The following is a 22,082-nucleotide window of genomic DNA, read 5'->3' on the forward strand; positions in this document are numbered from 1 at the left end:
TCGCGCAGCGGTCGGCAACCGACCAGTGTCGGGAACGCCAACCCCCGTACAGTTTCGGACATGGCCCTTGTCGCGATCGCCGCCACCGACGGGATGCTGCACTTCGAGCTGGCCCTGGCGTGCGAGGTCTTCGCCCACGACCCCTCCGGCCTGGCCGACCCCTGGTACGACGTGGTGGTCTGCGGCCCCGGCCCGGTCCGGGTCGGCCGCTTCCTGGTGGCGCCCGACGACGGGTTGGACCGCCTGGCCCGTGCCGGCACCGTGATCGTCCCGTCGGTGGAGGACGTCGACGCGGACCTTCCCCCCAACCTGCTCGACGCCGTCCGCGCGGCCCACCGGGCGGGCGCCCGGATGGTCTCGCTGTGCACCGGCGCGTTCGTGCTGGCCGCCGCCGGAGTGCTCGACGGGCTGCGGGCCACCACGCACTGGGCCCACACCGAGGCGTTGGCCGCCCGCCATCCCCTGGTACGGGTCGACCCGGACGTGCTCTACGTCGACAACGGCACAGTGCTCGCCTCCGCCGGGAAGGCCGCCGCGCTCGACCTGTGCCTGCACCTGATCCGCCGCGACCACGGCTCGACCGTCGCCAACGCCGTCGCCCGCCGCCTGGTCGTGCCACCGCACCGCGCCGGTGGTCAGGCCCAGTACCTCACCACCCCGGTGCCTGCCCGTGACGACCACCCGCTGGCCACAGTGTTCCCCTGGGCGCTGGCCCGGCTGGACCGGCCGCTGACCGTCGAGGACCTGGCCCGGCAGGCGAACATGAGCTCCCGCAACCTGGCCCGCCACTTCCGGTCGGCCACCGGCACGACCCCGCTGCTGTGGCTGTCGACGCAACGGGTCCGCCGCGCCCAGGAGTTGCTGGAGCAGACCGACGACAGCATCGACGCCATCGCCGAGGCCGCCGGCATGGGCACCGCCGCGACGCTGCGTCGACACTTCCACCGCACCGTCGGCGTGCCGCCGGACGCGTACCGGCGCACCTTCCGCAGTGCCTGAGCGCACGGCCTCCCCGGCAGCCCGAGGACGGGGCGGCCGGGGAGGTCCCAGTCAGGCCAGCGAGGCTGACTCGCTCAGACGGCGGTGCGCCCACCGTCGGCGTCCAGGATCACGCCGGTGACGAACCGTGCCTCGTCGCTGACGAGGAACGCGATGACGGCGGCGATGTCCTCCGGGTCGGCGATGAAGCCCAGCGGGGCCTGGGCCGCGAGCTGTCCCAGGACCTCGCCCAGGGCTTCAGATCCCGGAGTGCGGGTCGGGCCGGGGCGCACGGAGTTCACCCGCACTCCCGCCGGGCCGAACTCGGCTGCCCAACTCTTGGTCAGCAGGTCCAGGGCGGCTTTGCTCGCGCCGTAGACCGACAGGCCCGGAAGGGCGACTTCGGCGGCAAGGGTGGAGACGTTGACGATTGCTCCACCGCCTCGTGCCGCCATCGCGGGTGCAAGGTTCGCGACCAGATAGAACGGCGCCTTCAGGTTGGTGCCCAGTACCGCGTCGAAGGTCGACTCCTCGGTGCCCGCGGTTGGTCCACCGGCCCCGATCGCCGCGTTGTTGACGAGGATGTCGAGGGTCCTGCCTGCGGACTCGGCGACCTGGGTGGCCTTGGCCGCGAGTTCCACCGCGGATTGCGCGTCGCGGAGATCGGCGGCGACGAAGTCGGCCTCGCCTCCCTCGGTGCGGATCTCCTCCACTACTTCCAGCCCTCGGTCGACGTTGCGGCCGGAGACGACGACGTGGACGCCCCTGCGGGCGAGCTTGAGTGCAGTGGCACGACCGATTCCGCTGGTCGAGCCGGTGATGAGGGCCGTTTTGGTTCCCACGGGATCTCCTTGCTGGGTGGTTTGGTACTTCCGAACCGGATGCGTACAACGTACGTAACCATTGCATGCGTACGTTGTACGTGTCGAGTGATGTCGGGCACGCCGCTGATGCGGCCGGTCGGGCAATGCGGCGGGCCCGACGCGCGGAGTCCGTTCGCCTCAGAGCCGGTTCGCCAGGATGGTGGTGCCGCTGCCCGACAGGTGCGCGACGGCGTGGGGCCGACCGGCGAGGACGGAGATGATGCTCTCGGCGGCGCCGACGACCTCGGGGGCCCCGGCCGATGAGCGCGACCAGCCCGTGTCGGTGGTGCGGAACGCGATGCCGCGGGCCCGTGCGACCGCGGGGATGAAGGGGTTGGGCACGCGTGTCTCGACGGTGAGGACCGCGTCGGCAACCGGTGGTGCCAAGACGCCGGACCTGCCAAGACTGAATGCGATATCGAGATGGTGAACGACGTGGTCGCCGAGCAGTAGCGGCGCCGGTAGCAGGCGTCCGATGCCCCGTGGGCGCGCCCGGAAGCGGTTGAACGCGTCGATCAGATCCGGGGCGCTGGTTTGGCTGGCGTACTCACGGCTCAGGAGATCGTTCGAGGCGTCGAACGACCAACGCCGCCGTCGCATTGTCAGCAGCAGCCGGGACGGCGGCAGGTGTAGGCCGAGCACGAGGTGGGCGAGCACAACTTTGTTCGTCCAGCCCGCGCAGAGGCTGGGTAGCTCCCACTCTTCGTCGGTCAGGGTGCGGGCGAAGGCGACGAAGTCGTCATCCTGCTGACGAGCCAGGTCACGCCATCCCGCTCCGGTCTCTGTCAGACGCTGCGAGCTTCTGGTGATCATGAATCTCCTCCGGTCATACGTACGTCGTACGTATAGTACCGTCGGATACGTACGCCGTACTCATCCGAGGAGAGCCAGCATGAGAGCCCGTTTCACCCTCGCGGACATCCAGCAGCACGCGCTGGTGATCGTCGACCGGGATGGCTTGGCCGGGCTCACCATGCGCTCCCTTGCGGCGTCCCTGAAAACAGGCGCCATGACCCTCTACAACTACGTCGACAGCCGCGAAGCCCTCGAGGAACTCGTGGTCGACGCAGTCTCGTCCCGCGTCCAGATCCCGGAGCCAACCGACGATTGGCTGGCCGACACGCGTGCCGTGGCCACCGCCATGTGGAGGACCTTCCGCGCACACCCGGCGGTCATCCCGCTCATACTCACCCGCCGGACCTCCTCGCGGGCCAGCCTCGCTCCAGCCGAGGCGCTCGCGGCGGCCCTCGCCCGCGGAGGTCTGGACGGCGTCGACCTGTTCGTCGCGTTCCGCGCCGTCTCGGCGTTCGTTACGGGTATCGCGCAGAACGAGTTGGCCGGCGCGCTCACCCGCGAGAAAGATCCCGCCGCCGCCGCCCGCCGTATCGAAGCGCTTGCGCAAGGTGCTCTACCGACCCTCGCCGAACTAGCGCCGGTCGGGGCTGTGTTCACAGGTCAGGAATTCGAGCGTGGACTCACGCTCATCCTCAACGGCATCACGCACACTCCCCGCCCGTTCAGCCCTCACGATCAGGCAGGTCGTTAGCGTCGACCTCGTGGTGGGCGGGCGTCGTGGTGGGACGCCGAGGCGGGGTACGCGCGGAGGGCGTCGCTGGTCGACGTCGGGCAGAATGCCAAACTTCTGCTCTGCACGGCGGTCGGGGGTCCGATGGGCTACAGCTTCGAACACGTCGATCTGCCGGAACCCGCCGCGACCGCGCGCGCCCACGCCGAAGCGTGCATGGATCTGAACGGATCGTGCGGCAACTGGCCACAGTGCTACGAGGAATACTCGTCGCTCGCCGCCGCCTACCAGTTCGCTCTGAACATTGCCGGCATGGAGTTCTGTCGGGAACGCATGCGGTGGGCCGGCATGACCTACCAGGCAACGCCGCAGCCCTTTCCGGACTGGCCATTCGACAGCTTCGACGACTGGCGCAACGATCAGCACCGACGTGACGCCTACAACGCGGCCGAACGGGCGGCAGCCGCGCAGACCAGCCCCGGAAAGGTGGGGATTCCCGAGTTCAAATTGACGAGCAACGGCCCCTGGGTGGTGGGCGAGACCGAGATCGAGCAGGCGTTGATTCTCTACGACGCGTCGCCGACGAGCCTGCGCGCCGAGTGGGAGACCGACGAGCTGTGGGTGTCCTGGCTCGACTGGCTGAGGGAGACGCGCGCCCACGGCGGCTTCACCGTCAGCTGAACGTGCCGCTAACGCTGGTCGGGGCGGTGCCGGGCGAACGCGTCGCGCTTGCCCCAACGGCCGGGGACGTCCAGGAGCGCGATCTGCCCGAAGGTGGCGGGTAGCGCCGGGTCCACGGCCAGGTGATCCTCGTGCGGGTTGATGCCGAGCATGGTGCGGATCAGCAGCATGCAGGCTCCACTGGACCACGCCTGCGGGCTGCCGGCGGTCGGATACCGGATCGGAAACCGGGTGGTGTCGCGGTCGAACCCGCCGAACGCCTCGGGTAGCCGGCCCTCGAAGTAGGTGGCGGCGGAGAGGATGCCCTCGGCGATCCGGGCCGCCTCGTTGCCGAACCCGTACCGGCGCAGACCCCAGGCGATGAACGAGTTGTCGAACGGCCAGACCGTGCCGTTGTGGTAGCCGAGCGGGTTGTAGCGGCGCTGCCCCTCGGCGAACGTCCGCACCCCCCAACCCGAGAAGAGCGCCGGACCCATCAGGTGCTCGACCACCCGGGGTGCCCGCTCCGGTGGCACGATGCCGCTCCACAACAGGTGCCCGATGTTTGACGACAGGCTGTCCACGGGAGTGCCGTCGTGGTCGAGCGCGAGCGCGTAGAAGCCGCGGTCCTCCAGCCAGAACTCCCGGTTGAACCGCTCGTACAGGGCAGCCGCCTCGCTCTCCAGCCGATCGGCGAAGGCGGGATCACCCCAGAAGGTACGGGCCAGCCGGGCTCCTCGGATCTTGGCGTCGTAGGCGTACCCCTGGGTTTCGCAGGTGGCCCTCGGGAAGCCCGGCAGCCGGCCGTCGGCGTAGGAGATGCTGTCCCAGGAGTCCTTCCAACACTGGTTGTCCAGGCCGGTGGCGCGGTTGCGTCGCTGGTACCAGATGTAGCCGGTGGAGTTCAGGTCCGCGTACAGGTCGATCCAGGCCAGCGCCGCGCGGACCTCCTGCTCCAACTCCATCACCAACGCGGTGTCGCCGCTCCACCGCTCGTACTCGTCGAGCAGCACCACGAACAGCGGTGAGGCGTCCACGGTGCCGTAGTAGGGGGAGTGCGGCTGCTCCTCGAACGCGGCCGACTCCCCGTAGCGCAGCTCGTGCAGGATCCGACCCGGGTCCTCCTCCAACACGTCGTCGGTCCGAACCCCCTGCAACGACGCGAGGATCCGCAGGGTCGGTGGGGTCAGCGTCGGGGCGATCGGCAGGGTCTGCAAGCAGGTCAACAGACTGTCCCGGCCGAACAGGGTCATGAACCAGGGCAGCCCGGCGGCGGGCACGCTCGCGCCGCCGAGCGACAGCGGGGCGAAGCGCAGCGCCGCCAGGTCCACCAGGCTGCGGCGGTAGACCTGCTGAAGGCCGACGTTCTCGGTGTCCAGGGTCGGGGCCGCCGCGATCCAGGCCTGCACGCTCTCCGGCAGTGTGGAGTCGTCCGGCCGTTGGGCGCGCAGGGCGGCGCGCAGGTCGACGCCGTCCGGACGCAGCGCCAGCATGACGGCCTGCAACCGGGTCGACCACTGCCTCCCGGGGGGCAGCCGGACCGCGAACCGGAGGCCTCCGGGGTCGAACTCCGCCGGCTCACTCGCCGACACGACGACCTCACGTCGGTAGGTGTCGCGCCGGTAGCCCAGGCGCAACTCGTCCGGGCCGACGTGCGTGTAACGGGCGCCGGTCTTGTCACCGCTGTCGAACTTGATCTCGAAGATGTCGGCGAAGTCGGCCGCCACCTCCAGGCGCACGTCGAGCGTCATGTCCCGCTCGCCGTAGTTGAAGATCGTCAGCGACTCGGTGAGATCCGGGCCGATGCGCCGACGCCGAATGGCCGACACGTCGGCCTCCACGTAGTCCACCGCCGCGCCCGGCACCACGAAGAACGTGACCTCGAAGTACTGGCTGTCGTCCACCGACAGCGCGGTCATGCACTCGCCGTTGACGGTGAGCCGCCAGCGGGACAGGAAGCGCGTGTCGGCGGCGAAGAGACCGACCGGGGTGCTCGGGGAGGATTCCACGTCGCCACTGGCGTCGGACACCATGAAGGTGTTCCCGTCGATGCACGCCACGGTGCCCGCGATGTCCCTCATCGGTCACGCCCCACTGTCGGTCACGCCCCACTGTCGGGGTCGTCGCGCTGAGGCGGCCCGGGCTCACGCGGGAACAGCCGCCCGATGCGCAGCGCCAGGGCGAGGTCACCGTCGACCATGATGTCGCCCCGGGTGATCGCCGCCAGCCCGTTCACCTCGCCCCGCGCCATCGCCTCCGCTACCTGCGAAGACACCTGAATCACAGTGGTGGCGGGACCGCCGCTTCGGGTCACCCGCATCCGGCCATGGTCGATGTCCAGCAGCCACTGCTCCAGGTGGCCACCGTCGCGGATGTCGAATCGCACGCTCCCACGGACCTTGCTGAACCGCGGATCCCGGCAAGCAACCGTCAACCGCTCGAAGAAGGCGCTGGTCGCCGACATCCCACCTCCTCGGGCGCTGGTAAGAGCGGATGCCGGCTACCCGGTGCGAGTCACTCCTAACGCCGGACGATGCCCCCTGTTCACGGTGCGAGTGAAAAGCGGGTCCAGGTGGTCGCGTCAGTGGTGACGAGGACGTGGTCCGGTTCGCCCGTCGACCCGTCGTCGCGCCCGAAGACCCACGCGTACCCGGGCGCCACACTGACCGCACCGACGAGCTGGCCGTACTCCCGGGCGACAGTGAAATGCTCCCCGTCGTCCCGGCTGACCAGCAACCGCCCCGGGCGGTCGTCGTCGGTGCCCTCGCCGGGCGCGATCGCCAGGAGCGACCCGTCCGACCCCACGGTGAGGTCGTAGGGCAGTTGGCCCGCCAGGTCGGCGCCGGTGGCCGTCCAGGTCTTCGCGCCGTCAGTGGTCCGCAGCAGCCGCACCCCGCCCTTCGACGACTGGGTCAGCACGTACCCTTCCCGATCGTCGAGCCCGGCCGCCGTGACCACCGTCGCGTCGTCGCCCACCTCCCAGGAGGTCCAGGTCGCGCCTCGGTCGGCGCTGCGCGCGACTGTCGAACCCTGGCCGCCGCTCATCTGGTACGTGGCCCAGATGCTGCCGTCGGCTGCCGGGTAGAGGCTGAACAGCGGACGCCACGAGGGTGCCGTGGCGGTGAGCCGGTACACCGTTCCACTCGACGGGTCCACCGCCAGCGGCTCCGACACCGGCGCACAGCCGAACCCGCAGAGGACCGGTCGGGCCGTCGCCGGGAACACGGGTACGGCGACGATCGCGGAATCCGCGTCCCGCCAGGTGCGGCCGTAGTCGGTGGAGAGGTGGGGCAGCCCCGAGTCGGTGACCAGGTAGGACCGCTCACCGAGGACGAAGAAGTTCGTGCCGCTGCCCGGCGTCCCGGCGGCGGTGCCGGCCACACATCGGCTGCCCTCGAAACGCGCCGCGTCCCAGTCCGACCAGCTGCGGCCGTTGTCGCCGGTGTAGGCGAAGCGCACGACGCAGCCGTCCTGCCGCACGTCGACAGCGGAGTCGGGCCCGGTCAGGGTGAACTGGCTGAACTGCGCACCCGACGGCGTCGGCGGGTCGGCCGGCGCGGCCCGGTCCGGCTCGACCACCAGCGGTGCGACAGTCAGCCCGGCCAGGACGACCAGTGCGGCCGTCACCATCGCGACCGACCGGCGTCGACGGGACCGAGCGGTGCTCCGTAGCTCGTCGAGGGGCGGCGGCGAGACGGCCTCGGTGACGGTGTCCACGTCGAATCCGGAGAACTCACGACCGGACATCTATCCTCCCGGTTTCCGTAGCGTCGGTGTCGGCGAGCAGCGCCGCCAGGGCGACCCGGCCCCGCGACAGCCGGGACTTCACAGTCCCGGACGACACGCCCAGCGTGGCCGCGATCTCGTCCACCGGCAGGTCGACGAGGTAGTGCAGGGCCAGCGCGACCCGCTGCCCCTCCGGCAGCACGCGCAGCGCCGCGAGCAGGGCGAGGTGCTCCGGGGAGTGATCGGCGACGGCTGGCGGCGGACCGATCCGGCGCAGCAGCCCGTCGAGCATCCGCCGACGGCGGAACCGGCTGCGGGCCCAGTTCACAGCGACCCGACGCAACCAGGCTTCCGGGTTCTCCAGCCCGGCGAACCGCCCCGGCGCCATCAGCGCTCGGGTGAACGCCTCCTGCACCGCCTCCTGCGCCTCGGTCAGGTCGCCGGTCACCGCGTACAGCTGCACGACCAGTCGTCGGAAACAGCCGGCGTAGAGCTCGGAGATCAGATCGCCGTCGGACACCGTCACCCCCCTTCTCCACCACTCCCACCAACGGGCCGGGAAGAAGGTTCCAATGGCCGGACAGAATCCGGTCAGCCGAGGTTGAAGTCCACCACGACCGGCGTCCGCCGGATCCGCACGGGGAGCGCGGCGTCGAAGCCGGCGGCGTCCGGGTGCCAGACCGGCGGTGTGTACGCGCAGTCGCAGCGCACCTTCACCCGCTGTCCGGGGAGCAGCCGCAGGGCGTAACCGCTGCCCACGTCCGCCACGCCGGCCAGGTCCCCGGTGGCCGCGTCGAACGCGATCACCTGGGCGTAGGTGAGCAACTCGTCGACCCGTACCGTCCCGGTCAGCGGCGTTCCGGCTGGCAGCGCCTGGTTCAGGGTCGCCGTCTGCCGGGCGCGGACCCGCACCGGCCGCGCCTGCTGCCGACCGCCCACCCCGCCGGACCAGACGGTCGCCAGCCCGGCGGCGGCGAACTGCACCGGCCAGTGGTACGGGCCGAGGCCGGTGATCGTGTAACGGCCGTCCTCGTCGGTGGTCGGGCCGTGGTCGTCGTACTTCGGGTGCGGCACGTAGGGCACCACCATGACCAGCGCACGGGGGATCGGTGCGCCCGTCGCCGCGTTGGTCACCACCCCGACGACGGTGCCCGGCGGGTCGAGCCGGATGGCCGGCGCGCTGGTCACCACGCCGGGCCGCACCTGAATCACCTGTGCCCGCTCGCGTTCACCGGTGCCGCCGTGCCGGCCGACCCACTGCAAGCCGTGCACCGTCGTGTCGTAGGGGTGCACCAGCAGCCGGTACCTCCCCGGGGCGACGTCGCCGGTCACCAGGACGCCCTGCTCGTCGGCGCAGCCCCCGTACCGTCCGAGTTGGTCCTCGCCGAGGGTGACCGCCGCCAACGCCGCGGCGTCCACCGGGACGAGCGCGGCGCAGGCCCGGGGGACCGGCGCGCCGGTCGCCGCGTCGCGGACCACGGTGCGGACGCCGCCGGGCGCGGGCGACCCGGGGGTACGCGCGGTGGCCGGCGCGGCGGCCTCCCCGACGAGCAGTGCGACGGCGATGGTGGCGGTCAGGTGGCGCAGGAGAGCGTGCCTCATCGGGGTGTCCTTCCGGCGGCGCGGCGGGTTGGGCCGACGGTATCGGCGCTCAGCTGATCCAAATCTGTCAATGTCGTGATGTCGACCGTTCCCGGCGGCCACCTCCGCACCCGCAGGACGACTGCACGAAGGTGCTGCTCAAGGTCTGACCGGGTGGGCGCTGCCGGCGGGGGAGTGCGTCACGGGCACCAGCCACCAGCCGTGGCGAGTTAGCGTGTCGCCATGAAGAGTGGTGGCACGTCGGCGCCGGTCTCGACCGACCTCACCGTCCGGCTGCGACCGGTTGCCGAGCCCGACCTGGCGATATTCCGGCGGCTCTGCACCGAGCCCGGCCTGATCGGCTTGGACTGGGCCGGCTTCCGGGACGCCGGGGCACCGGCGCGGAGGTTCGCTGTCGACGGCTACCTCGGCGAGGACGACGGGCGGCTCATCGTCGAGGTCGAGCAGGAACGGTCCGCTGCCGGCCTCGTCAGCTACCTCTCCGGGCGCTACGCCGGACGGGCGTCGTACTGGGAGATCGGCATCGTCCTGCTGCCGCCATGGCGCGGGCGGGGCATCGGCTGGCGCGCGCAGGCGTTGCTCTGCGACTACCTGTTCCAGCACAGCCCGGCGCAGCGGATCCAGGCCGGCACCCACCCGGAGAACGTCGCCGAGCAGCGGGCGCTGGAGAAGGCCGGCTTCCAGTTGGAGGGGATCATCCGGGCCAGCGAGTTCCGCGCTGGCCAGTGGCGCGACGCCTACCTCTACAGCCGGTTGCGCGACGACCCGTCCCCCTGGGAGCCGGCGCCGAACGGCTAGCGCGGGCGGACTCCCGGCTCCACCGTCAAGGTCCCCGCCTCGGCGTCGATGGTGGCCCGCGCGCCGAGCGGAACGGTGAGCTGTCCGTTGCCGTGGCCCAGTCGCAGCCCGGCCAGGACCGGCACGCCCAGGTCGTACAGGCGATCCTTCAGCACCGCCGCAGCGTCCCACTCACCCGCTCCACCGACGCTGTTGGTGATCTGACCGATGGCCACCCCGGCGACCCTGGCCAGCACCCCCACCCGACGCAGCTCGGTCAGCATCCGGTCGATGCTGTACGGAGCCTCGTCCACGTCCTCGAAGAACAGGATCGCGTCGTCGAACCGTGGCGCGTCCCCCGCGCCGAGCGACGTGGAGATCATCGTCAGGGTGCCGCCGAGCAGAGGCCCCGATGCCGTCCCCGGCACCAGCACGGGGGCCGCTGTCTCGGCCGGGTCCCGGACGATCGTCACGGGCGCGGTGGTCATCACCGCCCTGCGGAGCGCCTCGGCCGACTCCGGGCCGGTGCGGGCGTCGTTCCAGTTGACCATGGGGCCGTAGAAGGTGACCAGACCGGTGTCGCGCCAGAGCTTGCCGTGGATGCTGGTGATGTCGCTGAAGCCGACCACCACCCGAGGATCCCGGCGCAGACCGGAGACGTCGATCTGGTCGACGATCCGCTGGGTGCCGTAGCCGCCGCGGGCGGCGAAGACAGCACGGATCCCGGGGTCGGTGAGCGCGGCGTTCAGGTCGGCCAGCCGCTGTGCGTCGGTGCCGGCCAGGTAGCCGTACGTGGCGAAGACGTGTGCGCCCAGCTCGACCTCCAGGCCCCAGCTGCGCAGGATCTCGATGCCGCGGGCCATGTTCGTGGGGTTGGGGGTGCCGCCGGGCGACACGACCCGAACCCGGTCACCGGGTGCCAACGCCGGCGCCCGCAGGGCGCGTTTCGCACCAGCCGGCGCGGCCTGCGCGGCCTCCGCCGAGCCGACGAGCACCGCGCCGCCGGCCGCCGCCGCTCCCATCCGCAGCATGTGTCGACGGGACAGGGGCAGCCGCCCGGCCCCCTGGAGCGTGGCTGGGTCTGTTCCAGAAGTGGTCACCGGCGTCCCCTCATCGTGATCAGACGATGTGCGAGCCGCCACAGCCTACGACAATCGTCGATGTCAGGCGGGGTCCACAAGGGACAGTGCCAGTCGCGGCGATCGCGCCTGGTTCGCGGATGTTTGCGAGGGTCGCCCGCCGACGGCGGGAAAGTCCGGGTCCACGCGTGACCCGTTTGTCGCCAGAGACCGTGGGAACTCGCCCCGTTCGTCAGCAGGCAGGCCAGACGGCATGCCGACGAGACCGAAGGAGCAGGCATGGACTACGAGCAGATGATCGCCACGGTACGACAGCGCGCGGGCCTGGGTGAGAACGAGGCCGTGCGGTCCGTACAGGCCGTCCTGTCGGTGCTCGGTGAACGGCTCGCCGGACAGGAGGCGGACAACCTGGCGGCACAGTTGCCGGATCGGCTGGACGCGTCGGTCACCCGTAATCCGCAGGGCCGCCGGTGGGACATTGGTGAGTTCCTGAAGCACGTCGGCGACCGCGAACAGGTCGCGAACGCCGACCAGGTGCGTCAGCACGCCCAGGCGGTGCTGCGTACCGTCGCGGAGGCGCTGAACGACGACGAGCGACACGACCTGCTCGCCCAGCTTCCCGGCGGCATCATCGACCTCTTCGGTGTCCCCACCCCACGCGGCTGAGCCTCGCGCCGATCGGGCTTCCCGGTGCGCTCACGGAATCGGCCACTCGTGCACAGGGCGGTTGCTGTGCATGAGGTCCACGTAGTGCCGGACCACCTCGCGCAGCGCCTCCGGCCGGTCCAGGTGGTCGGCCGACTCCAACCGGTGCAGCGTCTCCACCTGCCACGTCGCGCCGTTGCGGCTGGTCAGGCAGCGCTGCTCGATGATGCCGAGCAGCCGGTCCCGTTCGGCCGGGTCGAGCCCCCACCGGTCCAGGCCGTGAGACGCCAACGGCAGCAACCGGCGCAACACCAACTCGGTGACCGGCAGGTAGCCGAGACCGGGCCAGAAGACCTGCGCGTCGATGCCGTGCCGGGCACAACTGGTGAAGTTCTCCTCGGCGGCGCTGAACGACATCTGCGACCACAGTGGCCGGTCCGACTCGGCGAGGGCGCGCACCAACCCGAAGTAGAAGGCGCCGTTGGCGATGGTGTCCAACACGGTCGGACCGGCGGGCAGCACCCGATTCTCCACCCGCAGGTGCGGCCGGCCCCGCGACACGTCGTACACCGGGCGGTTCCACCGGTAGACGGTGCCGTTGTGCAGGCGCAACTCGGCCAGATTGGGCACCTCGCCGGCCGCGAGGGCCTGCGCCGGGTCCTCCGGGTCGCAGACCGGCAGCAGCGCCGGGAAGTAGCGCACGTTCTCCTCGAACAGGTCGAACACGCTGGTGATCCACCGTTCGCCGAACCAGACCCGGGGGCGTACCCCCTGGGCTTTGATCTCTTCCGACCGGGTGTCGGTGGCCTGCTGGAACAGCGGAATGCGGGTCTCGCGCCACAGCTCCCGGCCGAAGAACAGCGGCGAGTTCGCGCCGACCGCGACCTGGATGCCGGCCACCGCCTGGGCGGCGTTCCAGTAGTCGGCGAACTGGGCCGGGCTGACCTGGAGGTGGAACTGGGTGCTGGTGCACGCCGCCTCCGGGGTGATCGTGTCGGCGGTGACCGCCAAGCGCTCCACCCCGCTGATGGCGATCGGCAGATCCTCGCCGCGGGCCGCGAAGATCTGCTCGTTGAGCAGCTTGTAGCGGGGGTTGGCCGACAACGTCTCGGCGGTCAGGTGCTCGGGGCGCAGCGTCGGCAGGATGCCGATCATCACCATGTGCGCGCCGATCGCCCGGGCCTTCACCTCGGCGGCGTTGAGGCTGGCCCGCACGTACTCCTCGAAGTCGGCAGTGCCGGTGCCGGTCAGCCGGCGCGGCGGCACGTTGATCTCGATGTTGAACTGGCCCAGCTCGGTCTGGAAGCTCGGGTCGGCGATGGCCGCCAGTACGTCGGCGTTGCGCATCGCCGGATTCGACGCCTCGTCGACCAGGTTCAGCTCGATCTCCACGCCGGTCATCGGCCGGTCGAGGTCGAAGCGGGACTCGCGCAGCATCTCGGCGAAGACATCCAGGCAGCGGCGGACCTTGTCGCGGTAGCGGGCTCGATCCTCTCGACTGAAGGTTCGTACGCCGACGTCCTCGCCCATGGTCACCACCCTGTCACCGCTGGTCCCCCTAACCTCGCACGTGATCGGCGGGCGGGGGAAGACCCGAGGACCCTTTCCTACCCAGTTGCCCGCCCTGTTAGCCCAGCCAGGGCAGACCGATAGCATTGCGCCCCGAGAGGTGGTGGCGTGCGGATGCGCGAGAAGGTGACCCGGCTGTTCGTCGCGGCGGCGATTGCCGAGGCCTGCTCCTGGCTGGCCCTGCTGGTCGGCATGCTGGTCAAGTACGGCCCGCCGGACAACGAGCTGGGCGTCAAGATCTTCGGGCCGATCCACGGCGGCCTGTTCGTCGCGTACGTCCTGCTGGTGCTGGCCGTGGCCCGGCTGCACCGGTGGAGCCTGCTGGCCACGGCGGTGGCCCTGGCCAGCGCCGTGCCGCCGTTCGCCACCCTGGCCTTCGAGCGCTGGGCCCGTCGCCGGGGAATGCTCGGCGTCGACCGGCAACCGGCCCGCGAGCCCGCCCCGGTCGGCTGAGCCGCCAACCCGCCCGCTCGCCGAGTGGCCGGCTGGGACCGAGGCAGACCGGCCGGCCCTGACGGGGCTGGCCGGGATCAGGTCAGCGCGGAGCAGGCCGCGATGCCGGCCAGCAGCAGCGCGCCCAGGAACGCCTGCAACAGCAGCGGCGGCCCGAGATGCGACCAGAGCGTCGCGGTACGCGGGGTCAGCAACTGCCCGGTGGTGAGGTTGACGATCCGCTCGATCCGGGGCGGCAGCTCCGGGTCGCGTTGCGGGCGCACTGTGAGCTGCACCTGGTCCGCCGGGTGCAGGGCGCTCTGCGGCAGGTGGCCGTGCAGCTCCACCTCGCACAGCTGACCGGCGGTGTTGCGCAGCCGCACCGGTGTGACCAGGTATTCCGGGCCCTGCTTCAGCTCCTTCCAGCGACGCCGGGTGCCGCCGCCGCCGAAGGAGAAGAGCGAGCGCAGCAGCAGGGCGGGCAACCGGGCGAAGGCCGCCGCGGCGAGCACCGCCACCAGCACCGGCTGACCGATGCGTACCTCGCGGGTGTAACCGTCGAGCAGGCGGATCAGCCGCCCGGTGACGATTCGTTCCGTCGGGTGCACGATCCGTCGGGTATCGAGTCCGCTGTCCATTCCCACCACCGAGAGTCCGCTTGTGTTCACAGATCGTATCGACGTCCTCGGTTGAACGACGTGAATGAAACCTGGTCACGGGCTCACGGCCGCGAGGTGACATCCCCGGCGACCCGGGTAAGCGGGGGGCCGAGCTGGAAAGGGGTCGAGCATGCAGCTGTCCTTCCTGCGCCCGCTCTACGACCGTCCCGGGCCGTGGTGCTCGGTGTATCTGGACGCCTCCGCGGACACGGAGGACGCCCATCCCGCGTTGGATCTGCGCTGGCGTGCCCTGGAGCGCAGCCTGGCCGAACAGGGGGCGGACGAGGCGAACATCGCCGCGCTGGACCGGGTGGTCCGAGGTCATGATCCGATGGTCGGGGACTACGGTCTGGCGCTCTTTGCCAGTCACGGCCGGGTGGTGCTCTCCGAGTACCTGTCCGCGCCACCACTGCGGGACCTGGCCCACGTGGGGCCGCTGCCGCACGTGATGCCGCTGCTCGCGCAACGCGGCGAGCAGGTGGCCTGGGTACGTGTGATCGCCGACCGGCTCGGCGCCGACGCGATGGCGGTCAGCGCCGGCGGAGTGCCCCGGCGGGCGCACGTCGCCGGCCGGGACGAGTTCCCACTGCGGCGGGCGAAGCCCGGCGGCTGGTCCCAGTCGCGCTACCAGCGGGCGGCCATGGAGGCGTGGCACCAGAATGCCGGCGACGTCACAGCGGCGACCGTGCAGCTGGCCGACCAGGTCGGCGCGGACGTGGTGGTGGTCGCCGGTGACGTCCGGGCCACCGGAATGATCGCCGCCCAGATGCCGGAGCGCTGGCAGGACCTGGTGGTCCGTACCGACGCCGGGTCGCGGGCCGGCGGCGCCGACCAGACCATGCTGGACGACCTCACCGTGCAGACCATCGCGGAGATCGCCGACCAGCGGATCAGCGCCGCGCTGGACAAGTTCGGTGTGCAGGAGGACGTGGGCGGCGGCCTCGACGCTGTCGTCTCGGCCCTGCAACGCAACCAGGTCGACATGATGATCATCGTGGACGACCCGTCGGCGAACGGTGAGCTGTGGATCGGCGCGGAACCCACCGAGATCGCCGTCGACCCGGGGCAGCTGGCCGCCATGTCGGTGGCCGACCCGCAGCGGGTACGCGCCGACGCGGCACTGGTCCGGGCGCTCGTCGGCACCGACGCGGCGTTGACAGTGCTCGGCCCCGAGGAGGCACCCGACCTCACCGACGGCGTCGGCGCGGTGCTGCGCTACGTCGACCCCAGCACGCCGGGGCGCGGCAATGGTTGATCGAACGGTCGCGGACGTCGTGGTGGAGCGGCTCCTGGCCTGGCGGGTGCCCCGCGCCTTCGGGTACCCGGGCGAGGCGATCGCTCCACTGGTCGAGGCGCTGGACCGCACCGGCGGCGAGCCGGCGTTCATCCCGGCCCGGCACGAGGAGACCGCCTCGTTCATGGCCACCGGCCACGCCAAGTTCACCGGCGGCATCGGGGTCTGCCTCGCCACCCAGGGGCCCAGCGCCGTCCAGCTGCTCAACGGCCTCTACGACGCGAAGCTGGACAGCAAGCCGGTGGTCGCCATCGTGGGGGAGGACATCTCCGGCCCGCTCGGTGGCGCGCACCAGGAGATCGGGCTGAGCCGGCTCTTCGGGGACGTGTGCAACCAGTTCGTCCGGTACGGCCGTCGCCCCGAGGAGGTGGGGGCGCTGCTGGACCAGGCGTTCCGGACGGCGGCGGCGACCCGCAGCCCGACCTGCGTGGTGCTGCCGCGGCAGTTGCAGGAGGCGCTGGTGCCCGACCTGCAGTCGTACAGCGCCGGGGTGATCACGGCGACCCCCGGCGAGCCGCTGGCCCGGGTCCTGCCGCACGAGGTGGACCTGGACGCCGCCGCGCAGTTACTCAGCGGCGGTCAGCGGACCGCGATCCTGGTGGGCCAGGGCGGTCGGGACGCGGCCGCCGAGATCATCGAGATGGCCGACCGGCTCGGCGCCGGGGTGGCCACCTCGCTGCTCGGCAAGCCGGTGCTCGACGAGCGGCTGCCGTTCCACACCGGGGTGCTCGGCGAGGTCGGCACCCCGGCGGCGGCCGAGCTGATGGGTGGCTGCGACACGCTGCTGATGGTCGGCACCAACGACCCGTGGACCGACTACTTCCCGATGCCCGAGCAGGCGCGCACAGTGCAGATCGACATCGACGGTCGCCGGATCGGCACCCGGTACCCGGCCGACGTGCCGCTGGTCGGTGACGCCGCCGAGACGCTGCGGGCGCTGCTGAGCCGATTGCGTGGTCGGCCCGAGCAGCAGTGGCGGGCGACGGTGGAGAGTTCGGTGGACCGGTGGCGGGAGGTCGCCGCCGAGCGGGCCGCCGCCACCGCGGACCCGGTCAACCCGCAGCTCGTCCTCCAGGAGCTGTCGGCCCGGATGCCCGGCACCGGGGCGGTCGCCGTCGACGTCGGCTCGGTCCTCTACTGGTACGCCCGGCACCTCACCCTGCCGCCCGGGGTCAACGCGCAGCTGTGCGGCACCCTCGGCTCGATGGGTTGCGCGCTGCCGTACGCGGTGGCGGCCAAGCTCGCCGCCCCCGACCAGCCGGTGATCGCCCTGGTCGGTGACGGGGCGATGCAGCTCAACGGGCTCGCCGAACTGATCACCGTGTCGCACCTCTGGCAGCAGTGGCGCGACCCGCGGCTGGTGGTGCTGGTGCTCAACAACCGGGACCAGAACGGCATGGGTGGCGGACGGCAAGCATCATCCGACCCGGCCCACCGCCGGCCGGACGTGCCGTACGCCGGGTGGGCCCGGCTGCTGGGGCTGCACGGGGTGCGGGTGGACCGCCCGGAGCTGGTCGGCGCGGCCTGGGACGAGGCCCTCGCCGCGGACCGCCCCTGCGTATTCGAGGCGGTCGTCGACCCGGCGGTGTCGCTGGCGCCGCCGGAGCCCGCCTTCGCCGACCTGCGCGGCCTGTACGCCGAGGGCGCCCCGGCCCGCAAGGTCCGCGAGCAGGTGGAGGTCACCGCGAACGCCGACGATCTCGTTTAGCCACCCTGGACCAGGGCATCAGTAGCGGCCCGACGACGCTGGAGGTCCCATGTCCGAGCCCGCCGACCGCCGCTACGGTCCCGCGACCCTGCCGAGGGAGCGGGGTCCGCTCTCCGCGGCGGTCGTCGAGGCTCTGCGGCACCCGCCGCACGACCTGCCGGCCGATCTCGGTGTCGGCCTCGACCCGGCGGACCCGATCACCGACGAGGACCTTCAGCTGACGCTGTTCCTCTGCTACGAGCTGCACTATCGGGGTTGGCTCGGGGTGGACGAGTCGTGGGAGTGGCAGCCGACGTTGCTGGCCCTGCGCGCCCGCTGCGAACGGGCGTTCGAGGCGGCGCTGCGTCGGCTGGTCGGCGCGCCGCCGGTGCCCGCCGCCGGGGTGGCGGCCGGCCTGGCCGAGCTGGTCGCGGCCGATGACGGGCCGTCGCTGGCCGCGACGCTGCAACGGCGCGCCGACCTCGCCCAGTTCCGCGAGTTCGTCGTGCACCGCTCCGTCTACCACCTGCGGGAGGCGGACCCGCACAGCTGGGCGCTGCCCCGCCTCGGTGGCCCGGCCAAGGCCGCGCTCGTGGAGATCCAGACCGACGAGTACGGCAACGGGCGGCTGGACCGGATGCACGCCGAGCTGTTCCGGAGCACCCTCGACCGACTGGGCCTGGACACCGCCTACGGCGCCCACGTCGACGTGGTGCCGGCGGTGACGTTGGCGACCAACAACCTGATGTCGCTGTTCGGGCTGCACCGACGGCTGCGCGGCGCGTTGCTCGGGCACCTGGCCGCGTTCGAGATGACCTCCTCGCTGCCCAACCGTCGCTACGGCAACGGGCTGCGCCGGCTCGGCTTCGACGAGGTGGCGACCCGCTTCTACGACGAGCACGTCGAGGCCGACGCGGTGCACGAGCAGATCGCCGCGCACGACATGTGCGGCGGCCTGGTCCGCGTCGAGCCGGCCCTGGCCGAGGACGTGCTCTTCGGCGCGGCGGCCGGGCTCGCGGTGGACCGGCTGTTCGCCGCGCACCTGCTGGACAGGTGGGCCGCCGGCCGCAGCTCGCTGCGGACACCCGCCCCGCCGGCCCTGCCGCCCAGGGTCTCGCTTGTCGCATTGCCCGCGGTGGCCCCGCCGGCCCCGCCCGCGCTCGTCTGATCCAGACCGCCCGGCTGTCTGGGTGGGGCGTGAGCGCGGAATCCATCCTTTGCTCTGCACCCGCCCGCGCACCACGCACGGTCCGTAACTGGCGCGTGGGCGGGTGCAGAGCAAAGGTGGCGTGTCTCTGGTGCGGCCCGTCCGTGCGCTCTCGCCGCGTGACGCGGCGACGCGGCGACGTGCGGTCAGCCCTCGCGGGTGGTGCCCGCCCGGAAGTTGATGGCCTTGTGGGTGCCGTCGCAGAACGGCTTGAGCGCCGACTTGCCACACCGGCACAGCGCCACAGTGCCCCGACGCGCGTCGATGCGCTCACCGTCCGGGGTGACCAACGCGAAGTCGCCGCGGACCAGCAGCGGTCCGTCCTCGTACGGGGTGATCGTGGCGGCGGTGGGCTCGCTGGTGTCGTCGGCGCGCATGGCCCCGGAAGTGCCCGTCCTGGCCCTGCCGAAACCCGAGACGCAGAACGACGGTGATGACCGGGGCACCCCGCTGACCAGCGGAATGTGCCGCCGGGTGGGTGATGCCCCGTTTGAACCCCATCGGGACGGGAAGCCGGGCCGCGTGGTGAGCGAACGAGGCAAGGTGGGGCCGGTGCACAAGGTGCACAAGGGGCTCACGGCCGATGGCGCCGGTCTGGCCGGCGACCGGGTCGTGGCCGCGGGCAGCTCGGCCCGGGTGCTGGTCGCCGCCACCGCCCGGGCGCTGCGCGGGGTCGACTGCGCCGACCTCGGGCACACCGGGCCGACATCGCGGTTCCCCGGCGCCCCCGAGCCGGTACGCCGCGCCGCGGTCACCCGCGCCGCCGGCCGGGTCGCCCTCACCGTGGCCCAGGTCGACGAGGTCGACGCCGCCCGGGTGGCCCGCTGGTTCGTCGACCAGTACCCCCGCCGGCGCTACCCCGGGGTGCTGATCGGGTCTCCGCACGGCGCGGCGGCGCACCTCGCGGTCGCCCTCGGCGTGCCGTGGCTGCCGGCGGGCTTCGAGATGACAGTGCACTGGCCCGACGGCGGCGTGGACCGCCCGGCGGACGCCGTGGAGCACGGCGCGGCACTCGCCACCCGGTTGCTCGCCGGCAACGCCGATCTGCACCTGCGCCAGGTGCACTGCCCGGCCAGCGGGGGCGCGTTGGCCGGGGCGACCGTGTCCCTGACCGCCGCGTGGAGGGCCCTACCGGCCGCGTACGCGCAGTTCCTTGCCGACCGGCTGCTGCCGGATGCCCCCGTGCTGCTGATCCGCGACGCGCGCACCTGGCCGGTCCTGGAGCGCGGTCCGGGGCACAGCTTCCAGGTCGGTTGCCCGGGCAGCGGGCTGGACCCGGTGGACTTCCACCCGGACAGCCACGCCCTGCGGCAGGTGCTGCGCTCCGTTGGCGGCGACGCGACCCGGTGGGAGCCGCCGGAGGTGTCCGTACCGTCGGCGTACGCCGAGCACGGCGTCGACCCGGGCTTCGAGTTGGCCGCTCGGGACTGGTCCGCCCGGCACCAGCACCCGCTGCACCGGGTGTTGGTGCCCCGGCCGGCGGCGCTGAGCGCGGGCGTGGCCGACCTGTACCGGCGGTGGCTGCGGCGCGCCGGCAAGACCGGCGACCGGTTGGTGGTGGAGTGCGGCCGACTGCTCGACCCGTGGCAGGTGGTGCGGGCGGGGCTGGTGCCGTACTGGTGCGAGAACGCCACCCGCCGCAACGTCGACGAGGCCGAGTGGTGGCTGGCCGGCAGCGAGGCGTTCAGCTCGGTGGACGTGTTGCCCGAGCCGCCCGGGGTGCGCTCGCCCGCGCTGGCCGGGCTGCCGCAGTGGCTGGCCGTCGCCGGGTTCGGCCGGCGGCGTCGGGCGCTGGACCGCACCACCGCCCGGGGCTACCCGGTCACCTCGGTGCCCACCCGCCGGGCCACCGAGGTCCTGCGTGCCCAGCCGTACGACCTGCCCGCGCCGCCCCCGCTGGGGGTCGCCGAGGCCCTTTCCGTGCTCCGCGACAGCGGCGGCCACCAGGGGTTGTTGGTCTCCTGAGACGGAGGACGCCGAAACATCCTCGCGAACCCGGGGTCCCGTGATTGAGTACCTACGGAGCGGGAACATCGCTGGCTGCGACGGCCTGATTGCGCTGCGTAGAGGCGGTGTCGCCCGCTGGCATCCCAGTCACTGACCCACTTTCCGGCCCGGTGCGTGGCTCGACCACGCGCACGACCGGTTTCCCGATCCGGGCGGGGGACCTTCCTGAGGGAGGCGCGGATGTTCGGACAGACGAGCACGACCACGACCACACCACCACCCACCGATCGGGGTCTGGAGGATCTCGACGCGGCGGCGATGGCGTACGCGGCCCGGATCGCCGGGCTGCCACCGGAGCGGCGAGGGGAGGCCCGCGACGACCTGGTGCGCTTCGCGCTGCCGTTCGCCGGCCGGCTGGCCCGCCGGTACCGGGGACGTGGAGAGCCGCTGGAGGACCTGGAGCAGGTGGCCCGACTGGGGCTGGTCAACGCCGTCGACCGCTATGACCCGGAACGGGGCTCCTTCACCGCGTACGCCGCGATCACCATCGTGGGCGAGATCAAACGACACTTCCGGGACCGCACCTGGGGCGTGCACGTGCCCCGCCGGTTGCGGGACCTCATCCTCGAGGTGGGGCAGGCCACCGCCGCGCTCACCAGCGAGCTGTCCCGGGCCCCGTCGGTGGCCGAACTGTCGGCCCGGCTGGAGACCCCGCAGGAGGAGATCCTCGCCGCCCTGGAGTCGGCGGCCGGCTACAGCCCGGCCTCCCTCAACGCGCCGGTGGGTGGGGAGAGCTCCGCCGAGTTCGGGGACCTGGTCGGCGAGTCGGACAACGCGTTGGAATCGGTCGACGACCGGGTGACGGTGAGCGGTCTGCTGCACCGCCTGCCCTGGCGGGAGCGACGGATCCTCGCGATGCGCTTCTACGGCAACCAGACCCAGGCGGAGATCGCCGCCCGGTTCGGCATCTCGCAGATGCACGTGTCCCGGCTGCTGTCACGGGCGCTCACCTGGCTGCGTCAGGCGATGCTCGCCGACGCGCCGCCGCCGTGGCAGAACGGGGCCGCCGAACCCGACCCGGGCAAAACCCGGATCTCGGTCAAGCAGAACGGCGACACGGTGGTGGTCGAGGTCGGCGGCGAGATCGACCGCGACGGCGCGGACCAGCTGCGCCGGGCCATGCTCGAGGCGGTCACCGGCCAGCCCAGCGAGGTGGTCGTCGACCTGGTCGGCGCCGGCGGCTTCGACGCAGGCGGGATCGCCGCGCTGATGGCCGGGCGGGACGCGGCGGAACGGACCGGGGTGCCGTTGCGGCTGACCCGGGTCCAACCCGCGGTACGCCGTTCGCTCACCGCCGCCGGCCTGGCGCCGGCCCGGGACTGACCGCACCCGAAACGGGCGAAGGGCCGACACCCCGCGAGGTGTCGGCCCT

At 72.1% G+C, this 22,082-nt stretch carries 22 protein-coding genes; 11 read left to right on the forward strand and 11 right to left on the reverse strand.

Annotated features, from left to right (window positions below; genetic code table 11):
• The first annotated feature begins 60 nt into the window (after positions 1 to 60).
• Positions 61 to 999, forward strand: a complete 939-nt coding sequence (locus IW249_RS23950) for a helix-turn-helix domain-containing protein (RefSeq protein ID WP_196922817.1) — start codon at positions 61 to 63, stop codon at positions 997 to 999.
• 74 nt (positions 1,000 to 1,073) lie between these two features.
• Here IW249_RS23950 and IW249_RS23955 read toward each other — a convergent pair whose 3' ends face one another.
• Positions 1,074 to 1,820 (reverse strand): SDR family NAD(P)-dependent oxidoreductase, encoded by a 747-nt coding sequence (locus tag IW249_RS23955; RefSeq protein WP_196922818.1) that lies wholly within the window; start codon positions 1,818 to 1,820, stop codon positions 1,074 to 1,076.
• Positions 1,821 to 1,979: 159 nt separating this feature from the next.
• Complete coding sequence (locus tag IW249_RS23960) at positions 1,980 to 2,654, reverse strand: maleylpyruvate isomerase family mycothiol-dependent enzyme (RefSeq protein WP_196922819.1); 675 nt, start codon at positions 2,652 to 2,654, stop codon at positions 1,980 to 1,982.
• Positions 2,655 to 2,733: 79 nt separating this feature from the next.
• On the opposite strand from IW249_RS23960, the gene IW249_RS23965 reads away from it, so the two are divergent.
• Together IW249_RS23965 and IW249_RS34400 are read left to right on the forward strand one after the other, a co-directional pair.
• Positions 2,734 to 3,387, forward strand: a complete 654-nt coding sequence (locus tag IW249_RS23965) for a TetR/AcrR family transcriptional regulator (protein WP_196922820.1) — start codon at positions 2,734 to 2,736, stop codon at positions 3,385 to 3,387.
• Between the two features lie 123 nt (positions 3,388 to 3,510).
• Positions 3,511 to 4,047, forward strand: a complete 537-nt coding sequence (locus tag IW249_RS34400) for a hypothetical protein (RefSeq protein ID WP_231392637.1) — start codon at positions 3,511 to 3,513, stop codon at positions 4,045 to 4,047.
• A gap of 8 nt (positions 4,048 to 4,055) precedes the next feature.
• Here the strand turns inward: IW249_RS34400 and IW249_RS23975 are convergent, their stop codons facing one another.
• From IW249_RS23975 to IW249_RS23995, 5 genes are all read right to left on the reverse strand, one after another.
• Positions 4,056 to 6,107 (reverse strand): amylo-alpha-1,6-glucosidase, encoded by a 2,052-nt coding sequence (locus tag IW249_RS23975; RefSeq protein WP_231392638.1) that lies wholly within the window; start codon positions 6,105 to 6,107, stop codon positions 4,056 to 4,058.
• Positions 6,108 to 6,127: 20 nt separating this feature from the next.
• Positions 6,128 to 6,490 carry an SCP2 sterol-binding domain-containing protein gene (locus tag IW249_RS23980; protein WP_196922821.1) on the reverse strand — a complete coding sequence of 121 codons (363 nt, stop codon included), beginning with the start codon at positions 6,488 to 6,490 and terminating at the stop codon, positions 6,128 to 6,130.
• 80 nt (positions 6,491 to 6,570) lie between these two features.
• Positions 6,571 to 7,773: a WD40/YVTN/BNR-like repeat-containing protein gene (locus tag IW249_RS23985; protein ID WP_196922822.1), complete on the reverse strand. Its 1,203-nt coding sequence runs from the start codon at positions 7,771 to 7,773 to the stop codon at positions 6,571 to 6,573.
• Positions 7,760 to 8,278, reverse strand: a complete 519-nt coding sequence (locus IW249_RS23990; protein ID WP_307788689.1) for an RNA polymerase sigma factor — start codon at positions 8,276 to 8,278, stop codon at positions 7,760 to 7,762. The genes IW249_RS23985 and IW249_RS23990 overlap by 14 nt, the downstream gene beginning before the upstream one ends.
• Positions 8,279 to 8,343: 65 nt before the next feature.
• Entirely contained in the window at positions 8,344 to 9,354 is a 1,011-nt protein-coding gene (locus IW249_RS23995; RefSeq protein ID WP_196922823.1) for a carboxypeptidase-like regulatory domain-containing protein, read from the reverse strand.
• 222 nt (positions 9,355 to 9,576) lie between these two features.
• Here IW249_RS23995 and IW249_RS24000 point away from each other — a divergent pair, with 222 nt between their 5' ends.
• A complete protein-coding gene (locus IW249_RS24000; protein WP_196922824.1) occupies positions 9,577 to 10,152 on the forward strand; it encodes a GNAT family N-acetyltransferase in 576 nt (191 codons plus the stop codon).
• Here the strand turns inward: IW249_RS24000 and IW249_RS24005 are convergent.
• Complete coding sequence (locus IW249_RS24005; protein WP_231392639.1) at positions 10,149 to 11,162, reverse strand: S66 peptidase family protein; 1,014 nt, start codon at positions 11,160 to 11,162, stop codon at positions 10,149 to 10,151. The two genes, IW249_RS24000 and IW249_RS24005, sit on opposite strands and share 4 nt — an antisense overlap.
• 327 nt (positions 11,163 to 11,489) lie before the next feature.
• On the opposite strand from IW249_RS24005, the gene IW249_RS24010 reads away from it, so the two are divergent.
• Positions 11,490 to 11,876: a DUF2267 domain-containing protein gene (locus IW249_RS24010; RefSeq protein WP_196922825.1), complete on the forward strand. Its 387-nt coding sequence runs from the start codon at positions 11,490 to 11,492 to the stop codon at positions 11,874 to 11,876.
• A 30-nt stretch (positions 11,877 to 11,906) separates the two neighbouring features.
• Here the strand turns inward: IW249_RS24010 and IW249_RS24015 are convergent, their stop codons facing one another.
• The gene (locus IW249_RS24015; RefSeq protein WP_196922826.1) at positions 11,907 to 13,385 is read right to left on the reverse strand and encodes a glutamate-cysteine ligase family protein; all 1,479 of its coding nucleotides are present in this window, start codon (positions 13,383 to 13,385) and stop codon (positions 11,907 to 11,909) included.
• Positions 13,386 to 13,538: 153 nt separating this feature from the next.
• On the opposite strand from IW249_RS24015, the gene IW249_RS24020 reads away from it, so the two are divergent.
• Positions 13,539 to 13,877: a DUF3817 domain-containing protein gene (locus IW249_RS24020; protein WP_112602008.1), complete on the forward strand. Its 339-nt coding sequence runs from the start codon at positions 13,539 to 13,541 to the stop codon at positions 13,875 to 13,877.
• 77 nt (positions 13,878 to 13,954) lie between these two features.
• Here the strand turns inward: IW249_RS24020 and IW249_RS24025 are convergent, their stop codons facing one another.
• Entirely contained in the window at positions 13,955 to 14,503 is a 549-nt protein-coding gene (locus IW249_RS24025; protein WP_196924934.1) for a hypothetical protein, read from the reverse strand.
• A 142-nt stretch (positions 14,504 to 14,645) separates the two neighbouring features.
• On the opposite strand from IW249_RS24025, the gene IW249_RS24030 reads away from it, so the two are divergent.
• Genes IW249_RS24030 through IW249_RS24040 form a run of 3 tightly spaced genes read left to right on the forward strand, consistent with a single transcriptional unit; the run spans position 14,646 to position 18,664 of the window.
• A complete protein-coding gene (locus tag IW249_RS24030) occupies positions 14,646 to 15,770 on the forward strand; it encodes a baeRF2 domain-containing protein (protein WP_196922827.1) in 1,125 nt (374 codons plus the stop codon).
• Positions 15,763 to 17,517: a thiamine pyrophosphate-binding protein gene (locus tag IW249_RS24035; RefSeq protein ID WP_196922828.1), complete on the forward strand. Its 1,755-nt coding sequence runs from the start codon at positions 15,763 to 15,765 to the stop codon at positions 17,515 to 17,517. The genes IW249_RS24030 and IW249_RS24035 overlap by 8 nt, the downstream gene beginning before the upstream one ends.
• A 49-nt stretch (positions 17,518 to 17,566) precedes the next feature.
• Positions 17,567 to 18,664: an iron-containing redox enzyme family protein gene (locus tag IW249_RS24040; protein ID WP_196922829.1), complete on the forward strand. Its 1,098-nt coding sequence runs from the start codon at positions 17,567 to 17,569 to the stop codon at positions 18,662 to 18,664.
• Between the two features lie 185 nt (positions 18,665 to 18,849).
• Here the strand turns inward: IW249_RS24040 and IW249_RS24045 are convergent, their stop codons facing one another.
• Positions 18,850 to 19,080: a CDGSH iron-sulfur domain-containing protein gene (locus IW249_RS24045; protein ID WP_196922830.1), complete on the reverse strand. Its 231-nt coding sequence runs from the start codon at positions 19,078 to 19,080 to the stop codon at positions 18,850 to 18,852.
• 145 nt (positions 19,081 to 19,225) lie between these two features.
• On the opposite strand from IW249_RS24045, the gene IW249_RS24050 reads away from it, so the two are divergent.
• On the forward strand, positions 19,226 to 20,668 hold the full coding sequence (locus IW249_RS24050) for a hypothetical protein (RefSeq protein WP_307788690.1): 1,443 nt from the start codon (positions 19,226 to 19,228) through the stop codon (positions 20,666 to 20,668).
• Positions 20,669 to 20,890: 222 nt separating this feature from the next.
• Positions 20,891 to 22,033 carry a SigB/SigF/SigG family RNA polymerase sigma factor gene (locus IW249_RS24055; protein ID WP_196922832.1) on the forward strand — a complete coding sequence of 381 codons (1,143 nt, stop codon included), beginning with the start codon at positions 20,891 to 20,893 and terminating at the stop codon, positions 22,031 to 22,033.
• The last annotated feature ends 49 nt before the right edge of the window (positions 22,034 to 22,082 follow it).

The sequence above is a fragment of the Micromonospora vinacea genome (assembly GCF_015751785.1).
In the GTDB taxonomy this organism is placed as follows: Bacteria; Actinomycetota; Actinomycetes; order Mycobacteriales; family Micromonosporaceae; genus Micromonospora; species Micromonospora vinacea.

Coding starts and splice junctions, on each gene's coding strand:
- IW249_RS23950 (WP_196922817.1), top strand. CDS start 61: ATGGCCCTTGTCGCGATCGCCGCCACCGACGGGATGCTGCACTTCGAG.
- IW249_RS23960 (WP_196922819.1), bottom strand. CDS start 2,654: ATGATCACCAGAAGCTCGCAGCGTCTGACAGAGACCGGAGCGGGATGG.
- IW249_RS23965 (WP_196922820.1), top strand. CDS start 2,734: ATGAGAGCCCGTTTCACCCTCGCGGACATCCAGCAGCACGCGCTGGTG.
- IW249_RS34400 (WP_231392637.1), top strand. CDS start 3,511: ATGGGCTACAGCTTCGAACACGTCGATCTGCCGGAACCCGCCGCGACC.
- IW249_RS23975 (WP_231392638.1), bottom strand. CDS start 6,107: ATGAGGGACATCGCGGGCACCGTGGCGTGCATCGACGGGAACACCTTC.
- IW249_RS23980 (WP_196922821.1), bottom strand. CDS start 6,490: ATGTCGGCGACCAGCGCCTTCTTCGAGCGGTTGACGGTTGCTTGCCGG.
- IW249_RS23985 (WP_196922822.1), bottom strand. CDS start 7,773: ATGTCCGGTCGTGAGTTCTCCGGATTCGACGTGGACACCGTCACCGAG.
- IW249_RS23995 (WP_196922823.1), bottom strand. CDS start 9,354: ATGAGGCACGCTCTCCTGCGCCACCTGACCGCCACCATCGCCGTCGCA.
- IW249_RS24000 (WP_196922824.1), top strand. CDS start 9,577: ATGAAGAGTGGTGGCACGTCGGCGCCGGTCTCGACCGACCTCACCGTC.
- IW249_RS24005 (WP_231392639.1), bottom strand. CDS start 11,162: ATGCTGCGGATGGGAGCGGCGGCGGCCGGCGGCGCGGTGCTCGTCGGC.
- IW249_RS24010 (WP_196922825.1), top strand. CDS start 11,490: ATGGACTACGAGCAGATGATCGCCACGGTACGACAGCGCGCGGGCCTG.
- IW249_RS24015 (WP_196922826.1), bottom strand. CDS start 13,385: ATGGGCGAGGACGTCGGCGTACGAACCTTCAGTCGAGAGGATCGAGCC.
- IW249_RS24020 (WP_112602008.1), top strand. CDS start 13,539: ATGCGCGAGAAGGTGACCCGGCTGTTCGTCGCGGCGGCGATTGCCGAG.
- IW249_RS24030 (WP_196922827.1), top strand. CDS start 14,646: ATGCAGCTGTCCTTCCTGCGCCCGCTCTACGACCGTCCCGGGCCGTGG.
- IW249_RS24035 (WP_196922828.1), top strand. CDS start 15,763: ATGGTTGATCGAACGGTCGCGGACGTCGTGGTGGAGCGGCTCCTGGCC.
- IW249_RS24040 (WP_196922829.1), top strand. CDS start 17,567: ATGTCCGAGCCCGCCGACCGCCGCTACGGTCCCGCGACCCTGCCGAGG.
- IW249_RS24045 (WP_196922830.1), bottom strand. CDS start 19,080: ATGCGCGCCGACGACACCAGCGAGCCCACCGCCGCCACGATCACCCCG.
- IW249_RS24055 (WP_196922832.1), top strand. CDS start 20,891: ATGTTCGGACAGACGAGCACGACCACGACCACACCACCACCCACCGAT.